Raw genomic sequence first — 19,323 nt, 5'->3', positions numbered from 1 at the left:
GCCCCCCCCGATGGTCAAGCCCCGGAGTTCTTCGTCAGGCTTCCCCTTCGACCGACGTCATCGCGAGTTGGCGCTGCTCGATGGCCCAGGCGAGTCGCTTCCTGGCAGCACGAGACACCCCTGCGTCGGCGCGCGCCGCGATGCGCTCCAACTGTTCGAGTGCCACATCGGTGCCGATCTCCCCCAGCACCTCCGGGATGTGCTTGGCCAGGCTCACCGGACAGTTCGCCACCAAGGCCCCGAGTTGTCGCGTGGTGTCGTCGTCTCCCAGCCAGATGAGCTGGTCGAGCACCCACTGGTCGCCGGACGGCATCCCGGCCGCCTTCCACGCCTCGACGACGGCCCAGCCGAACACCGCCAGCGACGCGGGGTCACAATGGTCGAGGGCGTCCACGAGCCCCGGGCAGCTCTCGGCCAGTTCGTCCCGCTGGACGCATGGAGACAGGGTGAGCGCGCCGATCAGGTGCTTCACCGAGTCGCGAGGGAGCGCCCGGCCGCCCCACAGGCGCACCTCGGGCAGCACCTCGATGTCCAGCCAGGGGACCTTGCGCGGCGTTCCCACAGGCCCCCCGCCGTCCAGAAGCTGCTCGACGGCGTACGCGGCGTGATCGCCATACCGGCCGGCCGCCTCCACCACACCCGCGTCGCCGCACCGGGACGCGATGCGCAGCAGCGCCGGCCCGGCCTTGTCGCGAAGCGTGCGCCTCACGCCGAGCGCGTCCGGCACCAGGAACGGCACCGCTGCCGGCCCGTGCCGATCGAGCCACGCACACGCCTGGTGACGCACGGCGGCCATACCGAGCCAGGCGGCCATCAACCGGGCCACCTCGACGTCGCGCAAGGGCATCAGCGCCCAGCCCGACCGGTGTGCCTTGGCATTGGGGAACACCACGTGGTGGGCGTCGGCCCCGAACCGCAGCGTGACGGCCCGCAGGATCGAGAAGTCGGAGCCGCGGCTGAGCGTCGGGTGCCAGTCTGCCAGCAACGGCCGGACGAGTTCTTCGGGGCCGTACGTGAACAGGGAGAACAGGGCGGGCTCGCGGGTGATCTGCCCGTCCAGATACGCCCGCACCACCCCTTCCCATCCCTCCAGCCCATAGGTCTCCCTGAGGGCGGCGGTGAAGGTGGGCCGGGTGTTCGGTTGCCTCGACTGCCAGTCCTCGCGTTCACCCGGTTGCCAGTCGACGACCCGCTCGCTGGGCGGCAGCAGCCCGTGAACCAGCGGCAGATTCCGCTCCCATGGTGGAGTGACCAGCAGCGGTGGGAGCACGTCGTGCATGCGTGAGCCTTTCGAGCACAGGACATCGATGAAGCCTTCCTTTCTAGCGAAACGCGGTATGGCTACGGCATGCCGATCAGCCATCAGGCGATCGACCGCTGGCCGGCGCGTCCCCGCAACACTGCGGTCGCGAAGAGGTCGGCTGGGCCGGTCGCGCGCGAGACGGTCATGAGGAAGGCGCCCCGTGCCCGCTCGCCGAGCACGTCAGTAAAGCTAGGTCCTGACGCCACGTCAGGTGCAAGCCGGCGTCTTCGCCGGAGAATTCAGCCGCTCCGAGAGCGACCTTCTCGTTCCAGCGGAAGCCGTTCGTCCCGGTCTGTCCTTGCGGAGACACGCGGGCCGCTTCGAAAATCGGCCGGTCGCAGGCTCGCGACCCGGGCGTCCTTCCCGGGCTGTGGGGACCGTGCGTCGTAGGGTGATCGCATGGTCAAGTCCGCGGGACGAGAGCCGGTGCCCGCCAGACGCGCGGACGCCGAACGCAACATCGCCGCGATCCTCGAAGCCGGGACGCGGCTGCTCAGCGCCGACCCCGCCGCCAGCGTGGCCGACATCGCCAAGGCCGCCGGGGTAGGACGGGCCGCCTTGTACGGACTTTTCCCCTCACGCGAGGCGCTGGTGGACGCTGTGCTCGATCACGCGGTGGGCATGGCGGACGACGTGCTCGCGGACGGTTCGCTCGACACCGAGCCCGCGCCGCAGGCCATGGCAGGGCTGCTGCGGTCGTCCTGGGAGGTCCTCGACCGGCATCGCCGGCTGTTCGTGGCGGCCGATCGCGTGCTGGCCACGGAACGGATCAGGGAGCACCACGAGGCCCCGTTGCGGCGGGTCGAGCGCCTCATCGCACGTGGGCAGCGCGATGGCGACTTCCGCGACGACCTGCCCCTGCCGTGGCTGGTGACGACGTTCTTCTCGATCATCCACAGCGCCGCGCAGGAGCGGGAGGCGGGCCGGCTCGCTCCCGAGGAGGTGGAGCCGGTGCTGATCAGGACGATGTTGTCGCTGCTCGTCCCGCCGCCTGCCGGGGATCGCCTGAACAGTTGACGGGCGTTCCGAGCGTCCCGCGACGGCAGTTCTCCGGTGCAAGAGCCGAGGCGGAACGGCTGCGGCGGCCACAGACGCCGACCTCGCGAACGAGGGCACATCCCAGGCACGAGTGAACGAATCCCCGCTCGACGATGCCCATCGGCCCCGCCGACCACCCGCGAACGGCACCGCCTTGCCGTCATCACCAGTCCGACGCCTTACGCAAGGGCACCTTCCGCGCCCTCGCCCGGCTGTCTGGAGCGCCGCCGCGCGAGAAACTATACTTTTCCTATAGGAAGAATAGGTTTTCGCAAACCCGGACAGAACAGGAAGACGCGTATGAGCCTCCAGTTCCTCTGGTACATCCCGAACCAGGCCAAGCCTGGCCATCGCGGAGACGACACCGTCATCGGCCACAACAGCCTGGAAACTCTCAGCAACCACGCCGAGGCCCTGGAGGAGCACGGATGGGGCGGTGCGCTCATCGGCACCGGCTGGGGCCGTCCCGACACCTTCACGGTCGCGACCGCACTGGCCGCGCGGACGACGACGTTCCAGCCGCTGATCGCGGTTCGGCCGGGCTACTGGCGTCCAGCCAACTTCGCCTCCGCCGCCGCGACGCTGGACCACCTCACCGGCGGGCGGGTGCTGATCAACATCGTGTCGGGCAAGGACAACCTGGCGGCGTACGGCGACACCGAGGGCGACCAGGCGCATCGTTACGGCCGTACCAAGGAGTTCATGCGGATCGTCCGCAGGTTGTGGACCGAGGAGGACGTCACCCATCACGGTGAGCATTTCGGCGTCACCGGGTCCACCGTGGTGCCGCGCCCCGTGGTGCGAGGCGGGCGCAGGCACCCCCGGCTGTACTTCGGCGGCGCTTCGGAGGCCGCCGAGCGGGTGGCCGCCACCGAGGCCGACGTCCAGCTCTTCTGGGGTGAGCCGCTCGACGGCGTCGCCGCGCGGATCGCGCGCCTCAAGCAGTTCAGCGAACATCTCGGCCGCGAACACCCACCGCTGGAGTTCGGGCTGAGGATCACCACCCTGGTACGCGACACCACCGAACAGGCCTGGGCCGACGCCGAGGCCAAGGTCGCGGAGATGGCGAAGGGCGCCGTCTCCCGCGACCCGAACTGGCGCGCCGCCGTCGGCCAGCGGCGGCTGCTCGACCTGGCCGCCCGGGGAGAGGTGCTGGACGACAACCTCTACACCACCCCCGGCAAGTACGGCGGGGGCGGCGCGGGCACCACCTGGCTGGTCGGCTCGGCCGAGGACGTGGCGAAGTCGCTACGCAACTACCAGGCCCTCGGAATCACCCACTTCGTCCTCTCCGACACCCCTTACCTGCCGGAGATCAAGCGGCAGGGCAACCAACTCCTTCCGCTACTGCGCGACTGAATCCCGGACGCCGGCGGGCCTTCTGACGGGCTCCCGTTGCGGTGACAAGGCCCCCGCCGGGGCGTAGCGTCCCGGCTCGACCTGGGGCGCTGTCGCCGCAACCGGATGATCGCGGACATGGAGGGGCCACCGAATGCGGACAAGCATTGCCAGCGCCGGCGCCGGTCCCGGTGGCGGCGGCGTGGCGGTTGCGGAGATGACCGCCGTGGAAGCGATGGTGACGTGCGTTGCATCGGCGTGGATGGCTGCGGCATTTCGCGGGCCGTCCGACGGCGTGGGGGCCAGGCGCGAGTGGGCCAGAACGGACAGGCGCAGGCGGGCGCGGGCGTGGGCATGTGGGTGCGCGGGTGGGAGTGGCGATGGTGCTTGGGGCTCGGCGGGATCATGTCGTGGTGGTGGCCGAGGCCGCGCTGCGGTGGGCGTTCGTTGGTGCCCCATCGGCACGCATCCGCAGTCGTCCGCGCGCCGCCACTCACCAAAAAGCCAACATTTCCTACCTAATATGCATGAATCTTGAAATCCCTATTGCATTTGTAGGGAATCCCGCGCAAGATCGGCGTTGTGAAGAGCAGCGAGCTTCTGGTGGCTCGCCTCCACGTCGACCTCCGGCGGCAGGCGAGCGCCCTCTGTGCCACGCGGTGACCTGTCCCGCATCCCCGGCCTCCCCTTTTCACACTCCATCCTTCAGGAGCGCTGCAGCATGTCCATTCTCACGATCAAGCGCGTCGCCGGGCACATCGGCGCCGAGATCACCGGCGTCGATCTCTCCCACTCCCTCGACCCGAGCACGGTCGAGGAGATCCGCCACGCCCTGCTCACGTACAAGGCGCTCTTCTTCCGTGGCCAGACCCTCGACCACGGAACCCAGATCGCCTTCGCCCGCCAGTTCGGCGAGCTCACCCACGCCCACCCGCACGAGGACGCCCCGCCGGAGGAGCACCCGCAGATCCTCACCATCGACCCGCGCCGCTACGAGGCCCGCTACGGCGCGGACCAGCGCGAACGCCGCAGGCGGCAGTACTCCTACCACTCCGGCTGGCACACCGACGTGACCGCCGCCGTCAACCCGCCGGCCGCCTCGATCCTGCGGGCCGAGACCGTGCCGGAGTTCGGCGGCGACACCCAGTGGACCAACCTGGCCGCCGCGTACGAGGGGCTGTCGGAGCCACTGCGCGGCTTCGTGGACGGCCTGCGCGCCGAGCACCGGTTCCTGGCCGGTTACCGGCCGGCCGACGGGGACGACACGCTCGTCCGGCGGATCAACGACAACCTGCTCGTGTCGATCCACCCAGTGGTGCGTGTGCACCCGGAGACCGGGGAGCGGGTGTTGTTCGTCAACCCCGGGTTCACCGATCACATCGTGGGCCTGTCTCCCGTGGAGAGCCGACGCCTCCTGGACCTGCTCTACGAGCACATCACCCGCCCTGAGTACACCGTCCGCTTCCGCTGGCAGCCGGGCAGCCTCGCCTTCTGGGACAACCGGGCCACCGCCCATCTCGCCCCGACGGACCTCGACCACCTCGACGTCCGGCGAACCCTGCACCGGGTCACCCTGATCGGCGATCGCCCCGTCGGGCCCGACGGGTTCGTCTCCGAGATCGTGGCCGGACGCGAGTTCCGGGCCGAGTCGCTGGTCGTCGCCTGACGGCCCCTGGAACGTGCGGGCGGAGCCCGGGGTCTCCGCCCGCACGCGATTCCCCGGACTTGATCTGAGCATTACCTAGCGTGACCGTTCGCTTACCTGATAGGAATATGCCCGTCGGGCAAGGGAGGGGGACGGCAGTCCCCGGGGTGTGCGGCGCTCGGTCTTTCGTGCGTCTGGCCGGACGCCGCACACTCTGACCTCAGCGGATAAGCCCGAGCCGCCTGTTAGCGTCAGAGCATGTCAGACGGAGCGGAGCACGGCGTGACGCCTCCGCCCCCGCCCCGGCCTGGCGGATGGCGGCGCTTCCTCCTGATCGTCGGCATGATCCTGCTGTACGCCGCTCTGCTGTCGACCGGTGTGCTGTCGTTCTTGCTGGTCAACGGGACCCTGAAATGAGCCGTTCGCTTGGGCGCTGCCCGGGTGTTCGTCCGATCGGCCGTCCGGCGGGGAAGGGAACAAGGTCCGAAGCGGCCCGAAGTGCCTGCTGGGTGCTGTTTCATGATGGTTGCTGCCATCGCCAACCTGCGTCGGAGCGTTGGACCTGGCCGGTCTCGGCAGTTGCCGGGGCGTCGAGCTCCTGGATTCGCACGGGCTGGGTCGTGGTGGTCTCGTCGGGTGGCTGGAGGTGACTCGGCTCAGCCGTCACGGTCTCGGCACGGGACCGGGCGTCGCCTTCCTGAGCGGTCGTGGTCGCGTCGAGGGGCTCGAGATGGTTGATCTCCGTCGTCGCCGGCGCTGATCTGTCAGGGGGGTGTTCATGGCTCGTCTCCGGTGTCGGCATAAAGCTGTCGGGAAGTGGGGGCATGGAGGGTGGAATCGCGGCGGGTATGAAGGCGGGCGACGTCCTCGGTGGGATCGACTGCAGGCCGTATCTGGCCAACAGCCAGTACGCGGCTCCCACGACAGCCGCCGTGCCCACGATGGCGGTCAGGGCGATGAGGCTGGTCCGCTGCTGGCCGCCGGTGAAATCGCCCTGGATCGACGAGGTGAGCGAGCCTCCGGACGCGGCCACCTCGCCTTCGTCGGGCACCGATCCGTCGCGATCGCCATCGACGCCGCCGGGGGCCGCGTCGCCGCTCTCGTCACGGAGGTCGCCCGGCTCCGCCCGATCGCCGTCGCCGGGATCTCCGCCCGGCGCCACGACACTGCCGTTGCCCGACGTACCGCCCGATACCGCTTCGCTGCCGTCGCCCGACGTTCCACCGGATGCCACGGAGGTGCCGCCGCCCGGCACTCCACTGGATGTCGGGCGGCTGCCATTGCCCATGCTGCTGCCGGACGTCGAGGCACCGCCGTTGCCCGGCGGCGCGCCAGAGGTGACATCACCGCCGTCGCTCGGTGCTTCGCTGGGGGTCGCCGTTGGGCTGGTGGTCAGCGCGCCGCTGGACGCCGGGCTGCCGCCGGTGCCCGCTGTACCACCACCCATGCGGGACGTGCCACCTACCTCCTGGCTGCTGCTCGTGCTGGGGACCCCACCGTTGTCGGAGACGACGCGCGGCTGCGGGCCGGCGTCGCCGCCGCGAGCACCGCCGGGTTCCAGCGTCCGCTCCCTCTGGGAGGCGCCGGCGTCATGCCAGTCGGCCCTTCTCTCCGGCGGCTCGGTGCTCCGCGCGCCCGTGCCACTGCCGGCCCTCGCTCCGCCCAAGGGCTGATTTCGGTCGGGACGCCGCAGCCGGGCATCGTTGGCGCCGCCCTCGTCGTCATCATCATCGTCATCGTCGTCGTCGCTGTCGGCGTAGGCCGCGACGTGCGCCACAGCAGGCATGGGCATCGGACGACACCCCTGCCAGATGGCAGGCACGGAGCCGACAGCGAGCACGAAAACGACTGCGAGAGTCGGCAGTCGCCACCGCAATCCACCCAGCACCGGGAACCCCTCATCTCTCGGTTGTGTCCCACCTTGATCCGCCATGGTTGGACCAACATGAGCCGTCGATGAGAACACCTTCATGAAGTGGGGTTCCATGCCTGCTGGATCGCTCGCAGCACGGGTTCCGGGTGGAGGCGAAGGGGCGGCTGCGGCACCTCATGTGCGCGCGAGCCGCCCCTGCCGGTCGCGGCCCGGCCGGGCCGCGACCGCCTGCTACCGGGTGTTCTCCCTCCGGCGGGCCAGCCAGGTGACCGCCCAGAGGACCAGCCCGAGCGCCAGGAGCACGGCCGCGATCTCGTACTGGCCGGCCGGCCGCCCGGAGGACCAGGGCAGCACGAGGTACAGGCAGGTGATCACACCCACCACGGGCAGCACGCGTCCCGCGTTGAAGTGCTTGACCTCCTGCCGGTCCTTGCGCAGGACGAGCACCGCCAGGTTGACGGCGGCGAAGACGGCGAGCAGCAGCAGCGAGGTCGTCCCGCCCAGCAGCGACACGACGGGGCTCTCCGGGTCGAGCGAGACGAACGTGATGAGCCCGATGGCGATGGCGGTGGTGAACACGATCGCCGCCCCCGGCGTGCGCCGGGTGACCGACACCTTCGACAGGAAGGACGGCAGTACGCCCTGCCTGCTCATCCCGTACAGGAGCCGGCTGGCCATCAGCATGTTGATCAGCGCGGAGTTGGCGACGGCGAACATGGAGATGAACGGCAGCAGGTCGGCGATCGGGAAGCCTGGGGTGGCGGTCTGCACGACGAGCGCCAGCGGCGTCTCGCTGGCGGCCAGTTCCCCGACGGGGACGACGGCGACGGCGCAGATGGACACCAGGATGTAGATCAGCCCGGTGATGCCGAGCCCGGTGAACATGATGCGCGGGAAGATCCGCGCCGGCTCCCTGGTCTCCTCCGCCATGTTGACCGAGTCCTCGAACCCGACCATGGCGAAGAAGGCCAGCGACGTCGCGGTGCTCACGGCCAGGAAGACGTTCTTGTCCGCCGCGGTCTCGAAGGCGACGACACGGGAGAAGTCGGCGTTCCCGCCGGTGATGAAGAAGAGGCTGAGCAGGATGACGAGCAGCAGGCCCGACAGCTCGACCGCGGTGAGCACGACGTTGATCTTGACGCTCTCGCCGACGCCGCGGAGGTTGACCGCCAGCACCAGGAGCATGAAGCCCAGGGCGACCGCGAGGATGACGCCGTTGCCGACGTCGAGGCCGAAGCCGGCGGCGAGGTTCGCGGCGAAGGCCCGCGAGGCCGCCGAGGCGGAGGTGATGCCGGAGCACATCACGGTGAAGCACACGAGGAAGGACACGATGTGCAGGCCGAACGCCTTGTGCACGTAGAGTGCGGCGCCCGCGGCCTGCGGGTACTTGGTGACCAGTTCGAGGTAGGAGCAGGCGGTGATCGACGCGACGATGAAGGCGATGGCGAACGGGAGCCAGGCGGCTCCGCCCACCTCACCGGCGACCTGGCCGGTGAGCGCGTAGACGCCGGTTCCGAGGATGTCGCCGATGATGAACAGCAGCAGCAGTCCGGGACCCATGACTCGCTTGAGCGCGGGCTGGCCGGTGTCGTCCGTCGCAGGAGGATTGGCAGGGCTGGAGTCGAGAGGGGAGGCCGCATGATCTTCCCGGTCCGTCATCACGCCAGCCTATGCTCCGACGGGCTTCGAGGCACTAGGCACGGGAATCACGGCATCGGCACCAACCCGGCACCAACCCGGCACCGTGCTGACACCGTGCCCCGTCCCACGTCACCTGGGCCGCGCCGCGCGCGCGCCAAGGAAACACCCGCCGCCCGATGGACGAATGGCACGATCTTGCGGCAGGCCGCCCCTCGCCCGTGCGGAGCACCAGCGGCGGCGGCAAGCGCGACCAAGTCGTCCTCGTTCGCGAAGTGATCGAGAGTTCACCCGCGCAGGCCGCCGCGCCGAGCCTGAAGGGGTCGCGCGCCTGGTCGTCGGTGACGCCGAGGTGGCTGACGTCGACCGCCGTCGCCGCTCATCGTCCTGCTCGCCGCCCGGCCGACATGACGAGCATCGCGACCGGGCCCGGACCGAGGCGCGGCAGCACCGCCTGACGTCAGGGGTTGGCGTACATCTGGACGAGGACCCGGTCGAAGCGCAGCTCCGCGAGGTCCTGCCGGGGCATCGTCCAGTACACCGTGGCCATCGGAAGGCCCTCCCACTGCGCGAGGAGCACCCAGTCCTCAGGCCCCGGCGCGTCCGGGGCTCCCTCCTCGTCCTCCAGCGCGGTGGCGGACCCACGGACAGGGTCTCCCCAGCCCTCGTGGTCCGCCGCGTTCCCACCGATCTGCAGTGGCACGTGCCGGGCCGGCCGCATCACGGCCGCGGCCTCGTCCCACGCGCGGGCCAGGTCCGATCGGAAATGCAGGTCGTGGTACCCGCCGTGGAGAGGGAGGGACACCGCGCGCGCCAGCCGCAGCTCACCGTGGCCACGCAGGTCGGCGTCCAGGTCCTCGGGCGAGTCGTACTCGTACAGTTCGTAGTCGAGGTCCTGCCGGCGTTCCTCGACGGGGGTTCCGGCCGGGAGGTGGACCGCGCTGCCGGCGAGCTCCACCTCCAGTGCCAGTTCGGGAACCGCGAACAGCAGCAGGTGACCGTCGGACGGCAGAGGCAGGTCGGTCGTCCCTTCCGGGATGGCGGCCAGGTCGATGGTCGCGATGAGCTGATGGGCGACGGGGTCCTCCGGATCCGAGGTTCCGGGCACGGGCATGCCGGGCGGCAGCATCAGCGGGCCGCCGAGCCGGCCGACGACCGGGCCGTCGGCCTCCGGGTACAACATCGCGCTACGGCGGGCGGTACGCAGCCACCGCTCGACGTTCTCCGCCGGTAGACCGCGCTCGGCCGCCGTCGCGCGAAAACGGTCGAGCGTGTCACGCAGTTCGTCGGGCAGCGTGTCGCGCACCTCGTCGGCCTCCTGTGTCGTGTGCTCCGGCACGCTCTCTCCCTGCCGTCATCGGACGCTCATGACTTCAGGGAAGTTACCGCAAACATGGCGGGCGAACGAGCGGCCGGTCTCCGGGGTGCGGCAGCCGGCCGACGATGAGGGAGACGCTCGCGAACGCCGGCATCCTGGACCGGGCCTGGCGGCTCGGCCACGATGAGGGCATGACGAGAAGCGGATCAGCGCAGCCGCCCACGGTGGGCGAAGCAGCAGGCTCGCGCTTGAACTGGACGGCGGTGAGCGCCCTGGCAGCGGCGATCGCGGCCGCCGTCGCGCTGGTCGCCTACCTGGTGCCGCCGACCCCGCCTCAGGCCGGCACGGTGGTCCCCACTCCTGCCCCGCAGTCGTCGTCAGCGGATCCGGTCATCTCCCGTGTTTCGCCGACCCCGAGTCCATCACCTGAGGCCGGCACGCCTGAACCACCGAGACCCACGCGAACGCTCCCGGTCTCGTCCCCAACGCTGCCGGCGATCCGCCCCGGCGGTTGCGACGAGGCGGCGGCGGCGCTGACCGCATACCGCGAGAATGCCGGGACCGTCCGCAGCAGCCAGGCGGCCGCGGCTCAGCAGACGTACCGCGACCTGATGGGCGCGGTCCTCGACGCGCAAGGAGTGGTGGGGGCGAAGATCAGCCGGCTGGCTGCCGAATTCCAGGAGCTCGGCTTCCGCTTGACCGGCATGACCGGCGGCGATCCCAACCAGGTGATCGCGGACATCAATACGGACGCCGCGGAGCTCGACAGGCTGTGCGGATCCTCCTGACCTGACAACATGTCGCGCGACGGCCGCGGGGCAACCGGGGCGGCGCGGGTGCACCGTTCCCGCAGGCTCATCGCCTCCGCCAGGGCGAACCCGACTCGGTCCCAGGCGGTGATCCAGGGTGAGGGCCAAGGGACCGTCGATCGCCCCCGAGCGCGTGCGGGCATACATGCTCATCCACACGTCTCCACGCCCATTTTGCCGCACATGACGCGCCTGATCATTCTGACGTGTTTGTGCGTCAATGTTACTGACCTGTAGGGCTCCACCGATGGTGAGAACCGCGGCGGCCGACACTTTCAGGTGCGGTTGAAGCCGTCGGGTATTCGCGTGCAGTGGTTGGTGCTCATGTCGGCGTTCAGGTGGAGCTGACGGATTTCGTCCTCGCTTTACGATCTTGGCAGCAGGGTGTGCGCCCGTAATACTGAGGTTCGCGACGACCGGGATCGGGATCGGGGCTCCCCTGCGCCCACCGCTATGTGTCGCACCGGTGTGGGAGCATGACGTCATGGTGACCTCGAAACAGCCGGCGACGGTCCCGACTGACGTCAGCGTGGACGATTTCCTGGCCGGGGTCTCCGACGAACGTCGGCGGGGCGACGCGGAGCGCCTTCGCGCGATTCTGTCCGAGGTGACCGGTGAGCCTGCGGTGATGTGGGGCCCCAGTATCGTCGGCTTCGGCAGCTACCGCTACACCTACACGAGTGGGCGCACCAATGACTGGCCCTTGGCGGGCTTCTCGCCACGCAAGCAGCACCTCGTCGTCTATTTGGTGGGTGGGTTCGAGGAGCGGCACGCATCAGTGCTCGCCCGGCTCGGTCCGCACAGAACCGGAAAGGGATGCCTGTACCTGAAACGGCTCGACAACGTCGACGAGAGCGCGCTGCGCGAGCTCATCGACCGCACGGTGCGGGTGCACAAGGGCGTTGACCGAGCCACCGACCGCGGACAACAGCGGTAGCCCATGGCTCCCGACTGAGCTGTGTTGCCGCTGCACCCCGGCCGGCCCTGCGCCCTTAACATGCGTCCCACACTCCGCGCGCACGTAGCAGCCCGCCTTGACGTCCCGACGGAACGACCGCTCACCACGAGCCCGATTTCTCAGTACTGGTTCATCTTGGCGTCCATGGCGAGCCCGGCGTCGATCACCTTCGCGGGCACGCCCTTGATGCCGATGTGGTCCTTGGCGATCTGTCCGAGCGTGGGCAGGCCCTTGCGGTCCGGCCAGGTCTCGGGCTGCCACAGGGACGAGCGCAGGAACGCCTTGGCGCAGTGCATGTAGAGCTCCTCGACCTCGACGAGGATGGCCAGTTGGGGCCGCTTGCCCTTGACCGTCAGGTCGTCGAAGAACGGCGCGTCCGACACGATCGACGCGCGGCCGTTCACCCGGAGCGTCTCGTTCATCCCGGGCACGAGGAACAGCAGCCCGACGTGCGGGTTGAGCAGGACGTTGCGGAAGCTGTCGAGGCGGTGGTTGCCGGGCCGGTCGGCCAGCGCCAGCCGGTGGTCGTCGATGACCAGCACCGATCCGGCGGGGTCGCCGCGCGGCGAGACGTCGCACATGCCGTCGGTGTTCGCGGTCGCGAGCAGCACGAACGGCGAGTGGGCGATGATCGTGCGGGCGTGTTCGTCGATCCGGGCGATGTCCTTGTCCCAGATGGTCTGCTGCGGTTCTTTCACGATCTCCCGTAGCTCGGCCTCGGTCGTCACCGTACGGATCTCAGAAGGATTCACGACCCCGAATATAGGCAAGGCTAACCTTTCACGTCGAGCACCCGCGCGCCCCTAAGGTGGTGGAATGCCCGTTCAGACCCGCCCTGGCCTCCCGTGACCAGGCGCACCCGCGGGCTGCCCGCCCGGGCGGCGGGGGCGGCCGAGACGCCGCTCGCGGGGCTGTGATCTGCGGCACTTCAGGCGCTGAAACATTGCAGATCCTGAAATTTTTGCTTTAACCTCGACAACGTGACCATCGTCGACAGTGCTGACGAACTGGGTCGCCGGGATCGCAAGAAGCTCGAGACCCGCGCGGCCCTGGAGCACGCTGCCCTGACGCTGGTCGCCGAGCGCGGCCTCGCGGCGGTCACCGTCGAGGACATCGCCGAGGCGGTGGACGTCTCCTCGCGCACGTTCTTCAACTACTTCCCGTCCAAGGAGGACGCTCTCATCGGGCCCGGCCCGGCCTCGGCCGCCGAGTTGCGCGCGAAGCTGGAGGCCGTGCCCGCGGAGGTGCCCGTCCTGGAGGCGCTGCGGCTGATCACGCGCTCCGAGCTGGAGCGCGTCCAGGAGCGGCCCGAGCAGTGGATGCTGCGGCTGAGGGTCTACGAGCAGAACCCGTCGCTGCTGCCCAAGCTGGTCTCCAGCGGCAGCGAGGCCGAGCAGGTGGTGATGGCCGCCGTCGCCCGCCGGTGCGGCGTCGAGCCCGGCACGACCGGATATCCCGAACTGGCCACCGGAGCGGCCCTGGTGGCCGTCCGGGTGGCGATGACGCGCTGGAGCGCCGCGGGCGGACGGCTTGCGCTGACCGACCTGGCGGACGAGGCGTTCGCCCAGCTCGCCGCCGGCCTGCCCAATCCGTGACCGCTCCGGTCACCCATCGAACTCTTTTCTGAACCCGCAGTCCGCGGGGAGTTCCGCGAGCGCGGGCTCCCGCCCGAGAAATCGAGGAAAGATGACAACCACCAGCGCGCAGCCCGATCCCGTGGCCGCGACGCCGACGTCGCGAAGAAAGGTGCTGCAGGCGCTGTCGGGCCTGATGGTGGGCATGTTCGTGTCCATCCTGGCCTCGACCGTCGTCGCCAACGCCCTGCCGCGCATCATCACCGAGTTGCAGGGCACCCAGACGGTCTACACCTGGATCGTCACCTCCGAGCTGCTGGCCATGACCGCCACGGTGCCGCTCTGGGGCAAGATGGCCGACCTCTACAGCAAGAAACTGCTGATCCAGCTCTCGCTGGGGTTGTTCGTGGTGGGCTCCCTGATCGCGGGTCTCACGCCGAACGTGGAGATCCTCATCGTCAGCCGCGTCGTGCAGGGCATCGGCGCGGGCGGCATGACCGCGCTGTCGATGGTCGTGATGGCGGCCATGATCCCGCCGCGTGAGCTCGGCCGCTACGCCGGCATCTTCGGCGCCGTGTTCGGCGTCGGCACCGTGGCCGGGCCGCTCATCGGCGGCGTGCTCGTGGACACCTCGTGGCTCGGCTGGCGCTGGTGCTTCCTGCTCGGCGTGCCGTTCACGATCGTGGCCATCGTGCTGCTGCAGCGCACCCTCCAACTGCCGGTCGTGCGCAAGCAGGTCAAGGTCGACTACCTGGGCGCCGGCCTCATCACGGTGGGCGTGTCCGTCCTGCTGATCTGGTCGTCGCTGGCGGGCAACCAGTTCCCGTGGGGCTCCTGGTGGACGGCCGGGCTCGTGGGCGGCGGCGTGATCGTGCTCGCGCTGGCCGTCTGGGTGGAGTCGCGGGCGGAGGAGCCGATCATCCCCCTGTCCATCTTCAGGAACCGCACCGTCACCCTCGCCACCGTGGCGAGCGTGCTGGTCGGCGTGGCCATGTTCGGCGGGACGGTCTTCCTGTCGCAGTACTTCCAGGTGGCGCTCGGCAAGTCGCCGACCGTGGCCGGCCTGATGAGCCTGCCGATGGTGTTCGGCCTGCTGGTCTCCTCCACGGTCGCGGGCCAGCTCATCACCAAGTACGGCCGGTGGAAGGCGTACCTGGTGGGTGGCGGCGTCATCATGCTCGGCGGGATGGGCCTGCTCAGCACGATCGACGGGCAGACCGGCACGGTGCTGCTCGGCGTCTACATGGCGGTGCTCGGCATCGGCGTCGGCATGATGATGCAGAACCTGGTGCTGGCCGCCCAGAACGACGTGGCCGCGCACGACCTGGGCGTCACCACCTCGGTGCTGACCTTCTTCCGCAGCATGGGCGGCGCGGTCGGCGTCAGCGCCCTGGGCGCGGTGCTGGCCAACCGGATCACCACGCTCATGACGGAGAAGCTCGGCCCGATGGCCGCCGGAGGGGGCGGCGAGAGCCACGCCGTGCCGGACATCTCCAAGCTGCCCGCGCCGGTCGTCCGCGTCATCCAGGACGTGTACGCGACGGCGACGGCGGAGCTGTTCCTCATCGGCGTGCCGCTGACCGCGCTGGCGCTGGTGGCGGTGCTGTTCATCAAGGAGAAGCCGCTCAACACGCTGTCGGGCGAGGAGCGGCTGGCCCGCGAGCGCGCCGCGGCGGCCGAGCACTGAGCGGGGGTCCCGAGGGGGGACCGATCGTGGGAGGTGACGCCCCGGCGCAGCGTGCCCGTCACCTCCCTGCCGCCCGGTCGCGCATCGCGCGTTCACGACGAGTGATAGGTAGATGACAACCTGAGGCTAGGGTGCGGGCGGCGCGCGTCCGGCTAGTGTCTCCGCTACCTGAGCAAGTCCGGGCGAGTACGGAGGACCGATCATGGGCGACTCCACCGGCGGCGCGTCCCCTTCGCCGTCACCGCGGGGCAAGCGCGGCGCGGAGGCGGGTGAGGAGCCGGAGCTGCGCCGGTTGCTGGCCGGGCTGACCGCGGTCAGGGACGGCGACTTCCGCACCAGGCTGCCCGACGAGGCCGACGGGCTGCTCGGCGAGATCGCCTCCGTCTTCAACGGCATGGTGGACCAGCTCTCCCTGTTCACCTCCGAGGTGACGCGGGTGGCCCGCGAGGTCGGCACCGAGGGACGGCTCGGCGGCCAGGCCGACGTGCCCGCGGTCTCCGGCACGTGGAAGGACCTCACCGAGTCCGTCAACGCCATGGCGGGCAACCTGACCGACCAGGTGCGCAGCATCGCGCAGGTCACCACGGCGGTCGCGCGGGGCGACCTGTCGCAGAAGATCACCGTGCACGCCCGGGGCGAGATCCTTGAGCTGAAGAACACCGTCAACACGATGGTCGACCAGCTCTCCTCCTTCGCCGACGAGGTCACCCGCGTCGCCCGCGAGGTCGGCACGGACGGCCGGCTCGGCGGCCAGGCCGACGTCAAGGGGGTGGCCGGCACCTGGCGGGCCCTGACCGACTCGGTGAACTTCATGGCCGGCAACCTCACCGACCAGGTGCGCAACATCTCCCAGGTGGCCACCGCCGTGGCCCGCGGCGACCTGTCGCAGCGCATCACGGTCTCGGCCCGCGGCGAGATCATGGAGCTGAAGAACACCCTGAACACCATGGTCGACCAGCTCTCCTCCTTCGCCGACGAGGTCACCCGGGTGGCCCGCGAGGTGGGCACCGAGGGCAACCTGGGCGGGCAGGCGACGGTCCGGGGCGTGTCGGGCACCTGGAAGGACCTGACGGAGAACGTCAACGTCATGGCCTCGAACCTGACCAACCAGGTGCGCAGCATCGCCCAGGTCGCCACCGCCGTCGCGCGCGGCGACCTGTCGCAGAAGATCACCGTCGAGGCCAAGGGCGAGGTCGCCGTCCTGGCGCAGACGATCAACACGATGGTGGACACGCTGTCCGCGTTCGCCGACGAGGTGACCCGGGTGGCCCGCGAGGTCGGCACCGAGGGGCAGCTCGGCGGGCAGGCCCGCGTCCCCAACGTGGCCGGCACCTGGAAGAACCTCACCGACAACGTCAACTCCATGGCCGACAACCTGACCAACCAGGTGCGCAGCATCGCCCAGGTCACCACGGCCGTCGCGCGCGGCGACCTGACCCGCAAGATCGACGTGGACGCGCGGGGCGAGATCCTGGAGCTGAAGACCACGATCAACACGATGGTCGACCAGCTCTCCTCCTTCGCGGCCGAGGTCACCCGGGTGGCCCGCGAGGTGGGCAGCGAGGGCAGGCTCGGCGGGCAGGCCGAGGTCGAGGGCGTGTCCGGCACGTGGAAGCGGCTGACGGAGAACGTCAACGAGCTGGCCGGCAACCTCACCCGCCAGGTGCGCGCCATCGCCGAGGTGACCAGCGCGGTCACCTCCGGCGACCTGACCCGGTCGATCACCGTCGACGCCGAGGGCGAGCTGGCCGACCTCAAGGACAACATCAACTCGATGGTCAAGTCGCTGCGCGAGACCACCAGCGCCAACGAGCAGCAGGACTGGCTCAAGTCCAACCTGGCCCGCATGTCGGGTCTCATGCAGGGCCACCGCGACCTGGCCATGGTGGCCGAGCTGGTGATGAACGAGCTGGCGCCGCTGGTCTCGGCCCAGTACGGCGCGTTCTTCCTGGCCGAGGAGAGCGAGCTGCAGCTCATCAGCGCCTACGGCTTCCCGGTGGACCCGCGGCGGCCGTCCCGGTTCAGAGTGGGCGAGGCGCTGGTCGGGCAGGCGGCCCGCAGCCGCAGGACGATCGCGATGACCGGCCTGCCGGCCGGCTACATCACGATCTCCTCCGGGCTCGGCCGGACCGACCCCACGTCGGTGATCGTGCTGCCCATCGTGGTCGAGGAGCAGGTGCTCGGCGTGATCGAGCTGGCCTCGGTGCAGGCGTTCACGCCGGTGCACCGAGCCTTCCTCGACCAGCTCATGGAGACGATCGGGGTCAACCTCAACACGATCGTGGCCAACGCGCGCACCGACGAGCTGCTCCAGGAGTCGCAGCGGCTGACCGTGGAGCTCCAGGCCCGCTCCGAGGAGCTGCAGAACCAGCAGGAGGAGTTGCAACGCTCCAACGCCGAGCTGGAGGAGAAGGCCACCCTGCTGGCCCGCCAGAACCAGGACATCGAGACCAAGAACCTCGAGATCGAGCAGGCCAGGCAGGAGCTGGAGACGCGGGCGCACCAGCTCTCGCTGGCCTCCACGTACAAGAGCGAGTTCCTCGCCAACATGAGCCACGAGCTGCGCACCCCGCTCAACTCGCTGCTCATCCTGGCCCAGCTCCTGGCCCAGAACCACACGCGCAACCTCACCGCCAAGCAGGTGGAGTACGCCGGGATCATCCACTCGGCCGGCTCCGACCTGCTCCAGCTCATCAACGACATCCTCGACCTGTCGAAGGTCGAGGCGGGCAAGATGGACATCAACCCCGAATGGGTGCAGCTACGCGGGCTGCTCGACTACGTCGAGGCCACCTTCCGGCCCATGACCAGCCAGAAGGGCCTGGCCTTCCGCGTCACGACCGCGCCCGGCATGCCGTCCGAGCTGCTCACCGACGACTCGCGGCTGCGTCAGGTGCTGCGCAACCTGCTGTCCAACGCGGTCAAGTTCACCGAGACGGGCAGTGTGGAGCTGCGCATCGAGCCGGCCCCGCCGTCGGAGCCGCCGGCGTCGGTGCGCCCGCACGGGCCGGTCATCGCGCTGCGCGTCGTCGACACCGGCGTGGGCATCCCCGAGCAGCAGCTCGAGGCCATCTTCGGCGCGTTCCAGCAGGCCGACGGGACCACCAGCCGCAAGTACGGCGGCACCGGGCTGGGCCTGTCGATCTGCCGGGAGATCGCCTACCTGCTGGGCGGCGCGATCACCGTGCGCAGCACGCCGGGCCAGGGCAGCGTGTTCACCCTCTACCTGCCGGTGGCGCGGCCCGGCTTCGAGGTCAGCACCGCCGGATGCGGGCAGCCCGCGCCGCCGGTCGAGCGGACACCGGTGGCGGGGCGGCGGCTGCTGGTCATCGAGGAGCGGCGCAACGGGCTGCTGTCGCTGGTCTCCGAGAGCGTCGTGGGCGCCCGCGACCACGACGGGACGATGGAGGTGGTCACCGCGGCGGGCGCGGAGGAGGCCGCCGCCGTGCTCGCCGGGGAGCCCTGGCACTGCATCGTGCTGGATCTGAGCATGCCGGACGGGGCGGCGTACCGGCTGCTGGAGTCGATGGACCGCGAGCCGCGCCTGCACGGGGTGCCGGTGCTCGCCTACGATAGCTGGCGCTCGCACGCGCAGCGCGAGGTCCGGCTGGAGCGCCAGCCGCTGGAGCTGCTGTCCAGCCTCGACGAGTTGCGCGAGCGCATCGCGCTGCACCTGTCCGTCGGCCAGCCCGGCGACGTGCTGCCCCTGGTCAGGCCCGGCACCGTGCGGGCGGCGGCGGCCCGCGAGATCGACAACGCGCTGGCCGGGCGCACCGTCCTGGTGGTGGACGACGACGCCCGCAACCTGTACGCGCTGACCAGCATGCTGGAGCTGCACGGCATCAACGTGCTGCACGCGGAGGACGGCCGCAAGGGCATCGAGACGCTGACCGCCCACCCGGAGATCGACCTCATCCTGATGGACGTGATGATGCCGGAGATGGACGGCTACACGGCGACGGAGACGATCAGGGCCATGCCGCAGTACGCCGACCTGCCGATCATCGCGGTCACCGCCAAGGCGATGCCGGGTGACCAGGAGAAGAGCCTGGCGGCGGGGGCCAGCGACCACGTCACCAAACCGGTGGACGCCGACCATCTCATCGAACGCATCCAGCACTGGCTCGACCCGTCGTGACGGG

At 70.0% G+C, this 19,323-nt stretch carries 16 protein-coding genes; 11 read left to right on the top strand and 5 right to left on the bottom strand.

What is annotated here, in order from left to right; all coding sequences use genetic code 11:
- Nucleotides 1–34: 34 nt before the first annotated feature.
- The gene (locus FAF44_RS24925; RefSeq protein ID WP_237105669.1) at nt 35–1,279 is read right to left on the bottom strand and encodes a hypothetical protein; all 1,245 of its coding nucleotides are present in this window, start codon (nt 1,277–1,279) and stop codon (nt 35–37) included.
- A 423-nt stretch (nt 1,280–1,702) separates the two neighbouring features.
- Between FAF44_RS24925 and FAF44_RS24920 the strand changes: the two genes are divergently transcribed.
- The 5 genes from FAF44_RS24920 (at nt 1,703) to FAF44_RS24905 (ending at nt 5,741) form a co-directional block, all read left to right on the top strand.
- Nucleotides 1,703–2,320, top strand: coding sequence for a TetR/AcrR family transcriptional regulator (locus FAF44_RS24920; protein ID WP_237105668.1), 618 nt, complete (start codon nt 1,703–1,705; stop codon nt 2,318–2,320).
- A gap of 321 nt (nt 2,321–2,641) precedes the next feature.
- A complete protein-coding gene (locus FAF44_RS24915) occupies nt 2,642–3,700 on the top strand; it encodes an LLM class flavin-dependent oxidoreductase (RefSeq protein ID WP_237105667.1) in 1,059 nt (352 codons plus the stop codon).
- Nucleotides 3,701–4,261: 561 nt separating this feature from the next.
- A complete protein-coding gene (locus FAF44_RS56420) occupies nt 4,262–4,342 on the top strand; it encodes a putative leader peptide (protein ID WP_368857770.1) in 81 nt (26 codons plus the stop codon).
- 58 nt (nt 4,343–4,400) lie between these two features.
- Nucleotides 4,401–5,345 carry a TauD/TfdA family dioxygenase gene (locus FAF44_RS24910; RefSeq protein ID WP_237105666.1) on the top strand — a complete coding sequence of 315 codons (945 nt, stop codon included), beginning with the start codon at nt 4,401–4,403 and terminating at the stop codon, nt 5,343–5,345.
- Nucleotides 5,346–5,582: 237 nt separating this feature from the next.
- Nucleotides 5,583–5,741, top strand: a complete 159-nt coding sequence (locus FAF44_RS24905; RefSeq protein WP_237105665.1) for a hypothetical protein — start codon at nt 5,583–5,585, stop codon at nt 5,739–5,741.
- 100 nt (nt 5,742–5,841) lie between these two features.
- On the opposite strand, the gene FAF44_RS24900 is transcribed toward FAF44_RS24905, so the two are convergent.
- A complete protein-coding gene (locus FAF44_RS24900) occupies nt 5,842–7,101 on the bottom strand; it encodes a hypothetical protein (protein WP_237105664.1) in 1,260 nt (419 codons plus the stop codon).
- Between the two features lie 327 nt (nt 7,102–7,428).
- Nucleotides 7,429–8,856 (bottom strand): APC family permease, encoded by a 1,428-nt coding sequence (locus tag FAF44_RS24895; protein ID WP_237105663.1) that lies wholly within the window; start codon nt 8,854–8,856, stop codon nt 7,429–7,431.
- A 158-nt stretch (nt 8,857–9,014) separates the two neighbouring features.
- Here FAF44_RS24895 and FAF44_RS24890 point away from each other — a divergent pair, with 158 nt between their 5' ends.
- A complete protein-coding gene (locus tag FAF44_RS24890; protein WP_237105662.1) occupies nt 9,015–9,293 on the top strand; it encodes a hypothetical protein in 279 nt (92 codons plus the stop codon).
- Nucleotides 9,294–9,295: 2 nt separating this feature from the next.
- Here the strand turns inward: FAF44_RS24890 and FAF44_RS24885 are convergent, their stop codons facing one another.
- Nucleotides 9,296–10,174 carry a DUF1963 domain-containing protein gene (locus FAF44_RS24885; RefSeq protein WP_237105661.1) on the bottom strand — a complete coding sequence of 293 codons (879 nt, stop codon included), beginning with the start codon at nt 10,172–10,174 and terminating at the stop codon, nt 9,296–9,298.
- Nucleotides 10,175–10,278: 104 nt separating this feature from the next.
- On the opposite strand from FAF44_RS24885, the gene FAF44_RS24880 reads away from it, so the two are divergent.
- Nucleotides 10,279–10,941: a hypothetical protein gene (locus FAF44_RS24880; protein WP_237105660.1), complete on the top strand. Its 663-nt coding sequence runs from the start codon at nt 10,279–10,281 to the stop codon at nt 10,939–10,941.
- A 505-nt stretch (nt 10,942–11,446) separates the two neighbouring features.
- Complete coding sequence (locus FAF44_RS24875) at nt 11,447–11,899, top strand: DUF1801 domain-containing protein (protein WP_237105659.1); 453 nt, start codon at nt 11,447–11,449, stop codon at nt 11,897–11,899.
- A gap of 140 nt (nt 11,900–12,039) precedes the next feature.
- Here the strand turns inward: FAF44_RS24875 and FAF44_RS24870 are convergent, their stop codons facing one another.
- The gene (locus FAF44_RS24870) at nt 12,040–12,672 is read right to left on the bottom strand and encodes a pyridoxamine 5'-phosphate oxidase family protein (RefSeq protein WP_237105658.1); all 633 of its coding nucleotides are present in this window, start codon (nt 12,670–12,672) and stop codon (nt 12,040–12,042) included.
- Nucleotides 12,673–12,900: 228 nt separating this feature from the next.
- Between FAF44_RS24870 and FAF44_RS24865 the strand changes: the two genes are divergently transcribed.
- The 3 genes from FAF44_RS24865 to FAF44_RS24855 all read left to right on the top strand — a co-directional run bounded on the left by FAF44_RS24865 (nt 12,901) and on the right by FAF44_RS24855 (nt 19,319).
- On the top strand, nt 12,901–13,515 hold the full coding sequence (locus tag FAF44_RS24865; protein ID WP_237105657.1) for a TetR family transcriptional regulator: 615 nt from the start codon (nt 12,901–12,903) through the stop codon (nt 13,513–13,515).
- Nucleotides 13,516–13,606: 91 nt separating this feature from the next.
- Complete coding sequence (locus FAF44_RS24860) at nt 13,607–15,181, top strand: MDR family MFS transporter (RefSeq protein ID WP_237105656.1); 1,575 nt, start codon at nt 13,607–13,609, stop codon at nt 15,179–15,181.
- Nucleotides 15,182–15,383: 202 nt separating this feature from the next.
- On the top strand, nt 15,384–19,319 hold the full coding sequence (locus FAF44_RS24855; protein ID WP_237105655.1) for a HAMP domain-containing protein: 3,936 nt from the start codon (nt 15,384–15,386) through the stop codon (nt 19,317–19,319).
- Nucleotides 19,320–19,323: the final 4 nt, after the last annotated feature.

The organism is Nonomuraea sp. MG754425, assembly GCF_021699195.1.
In the GTDB taxonomy this organism is placed as follows: Bacteria; Actinomycetota; Actinomycetes; order Streptosporangiales; family Streptosporangiaceae; genus Nonomuraea.
This window is presented reverse-complemented; position numbering and strand designations above follow the sequence as displayed.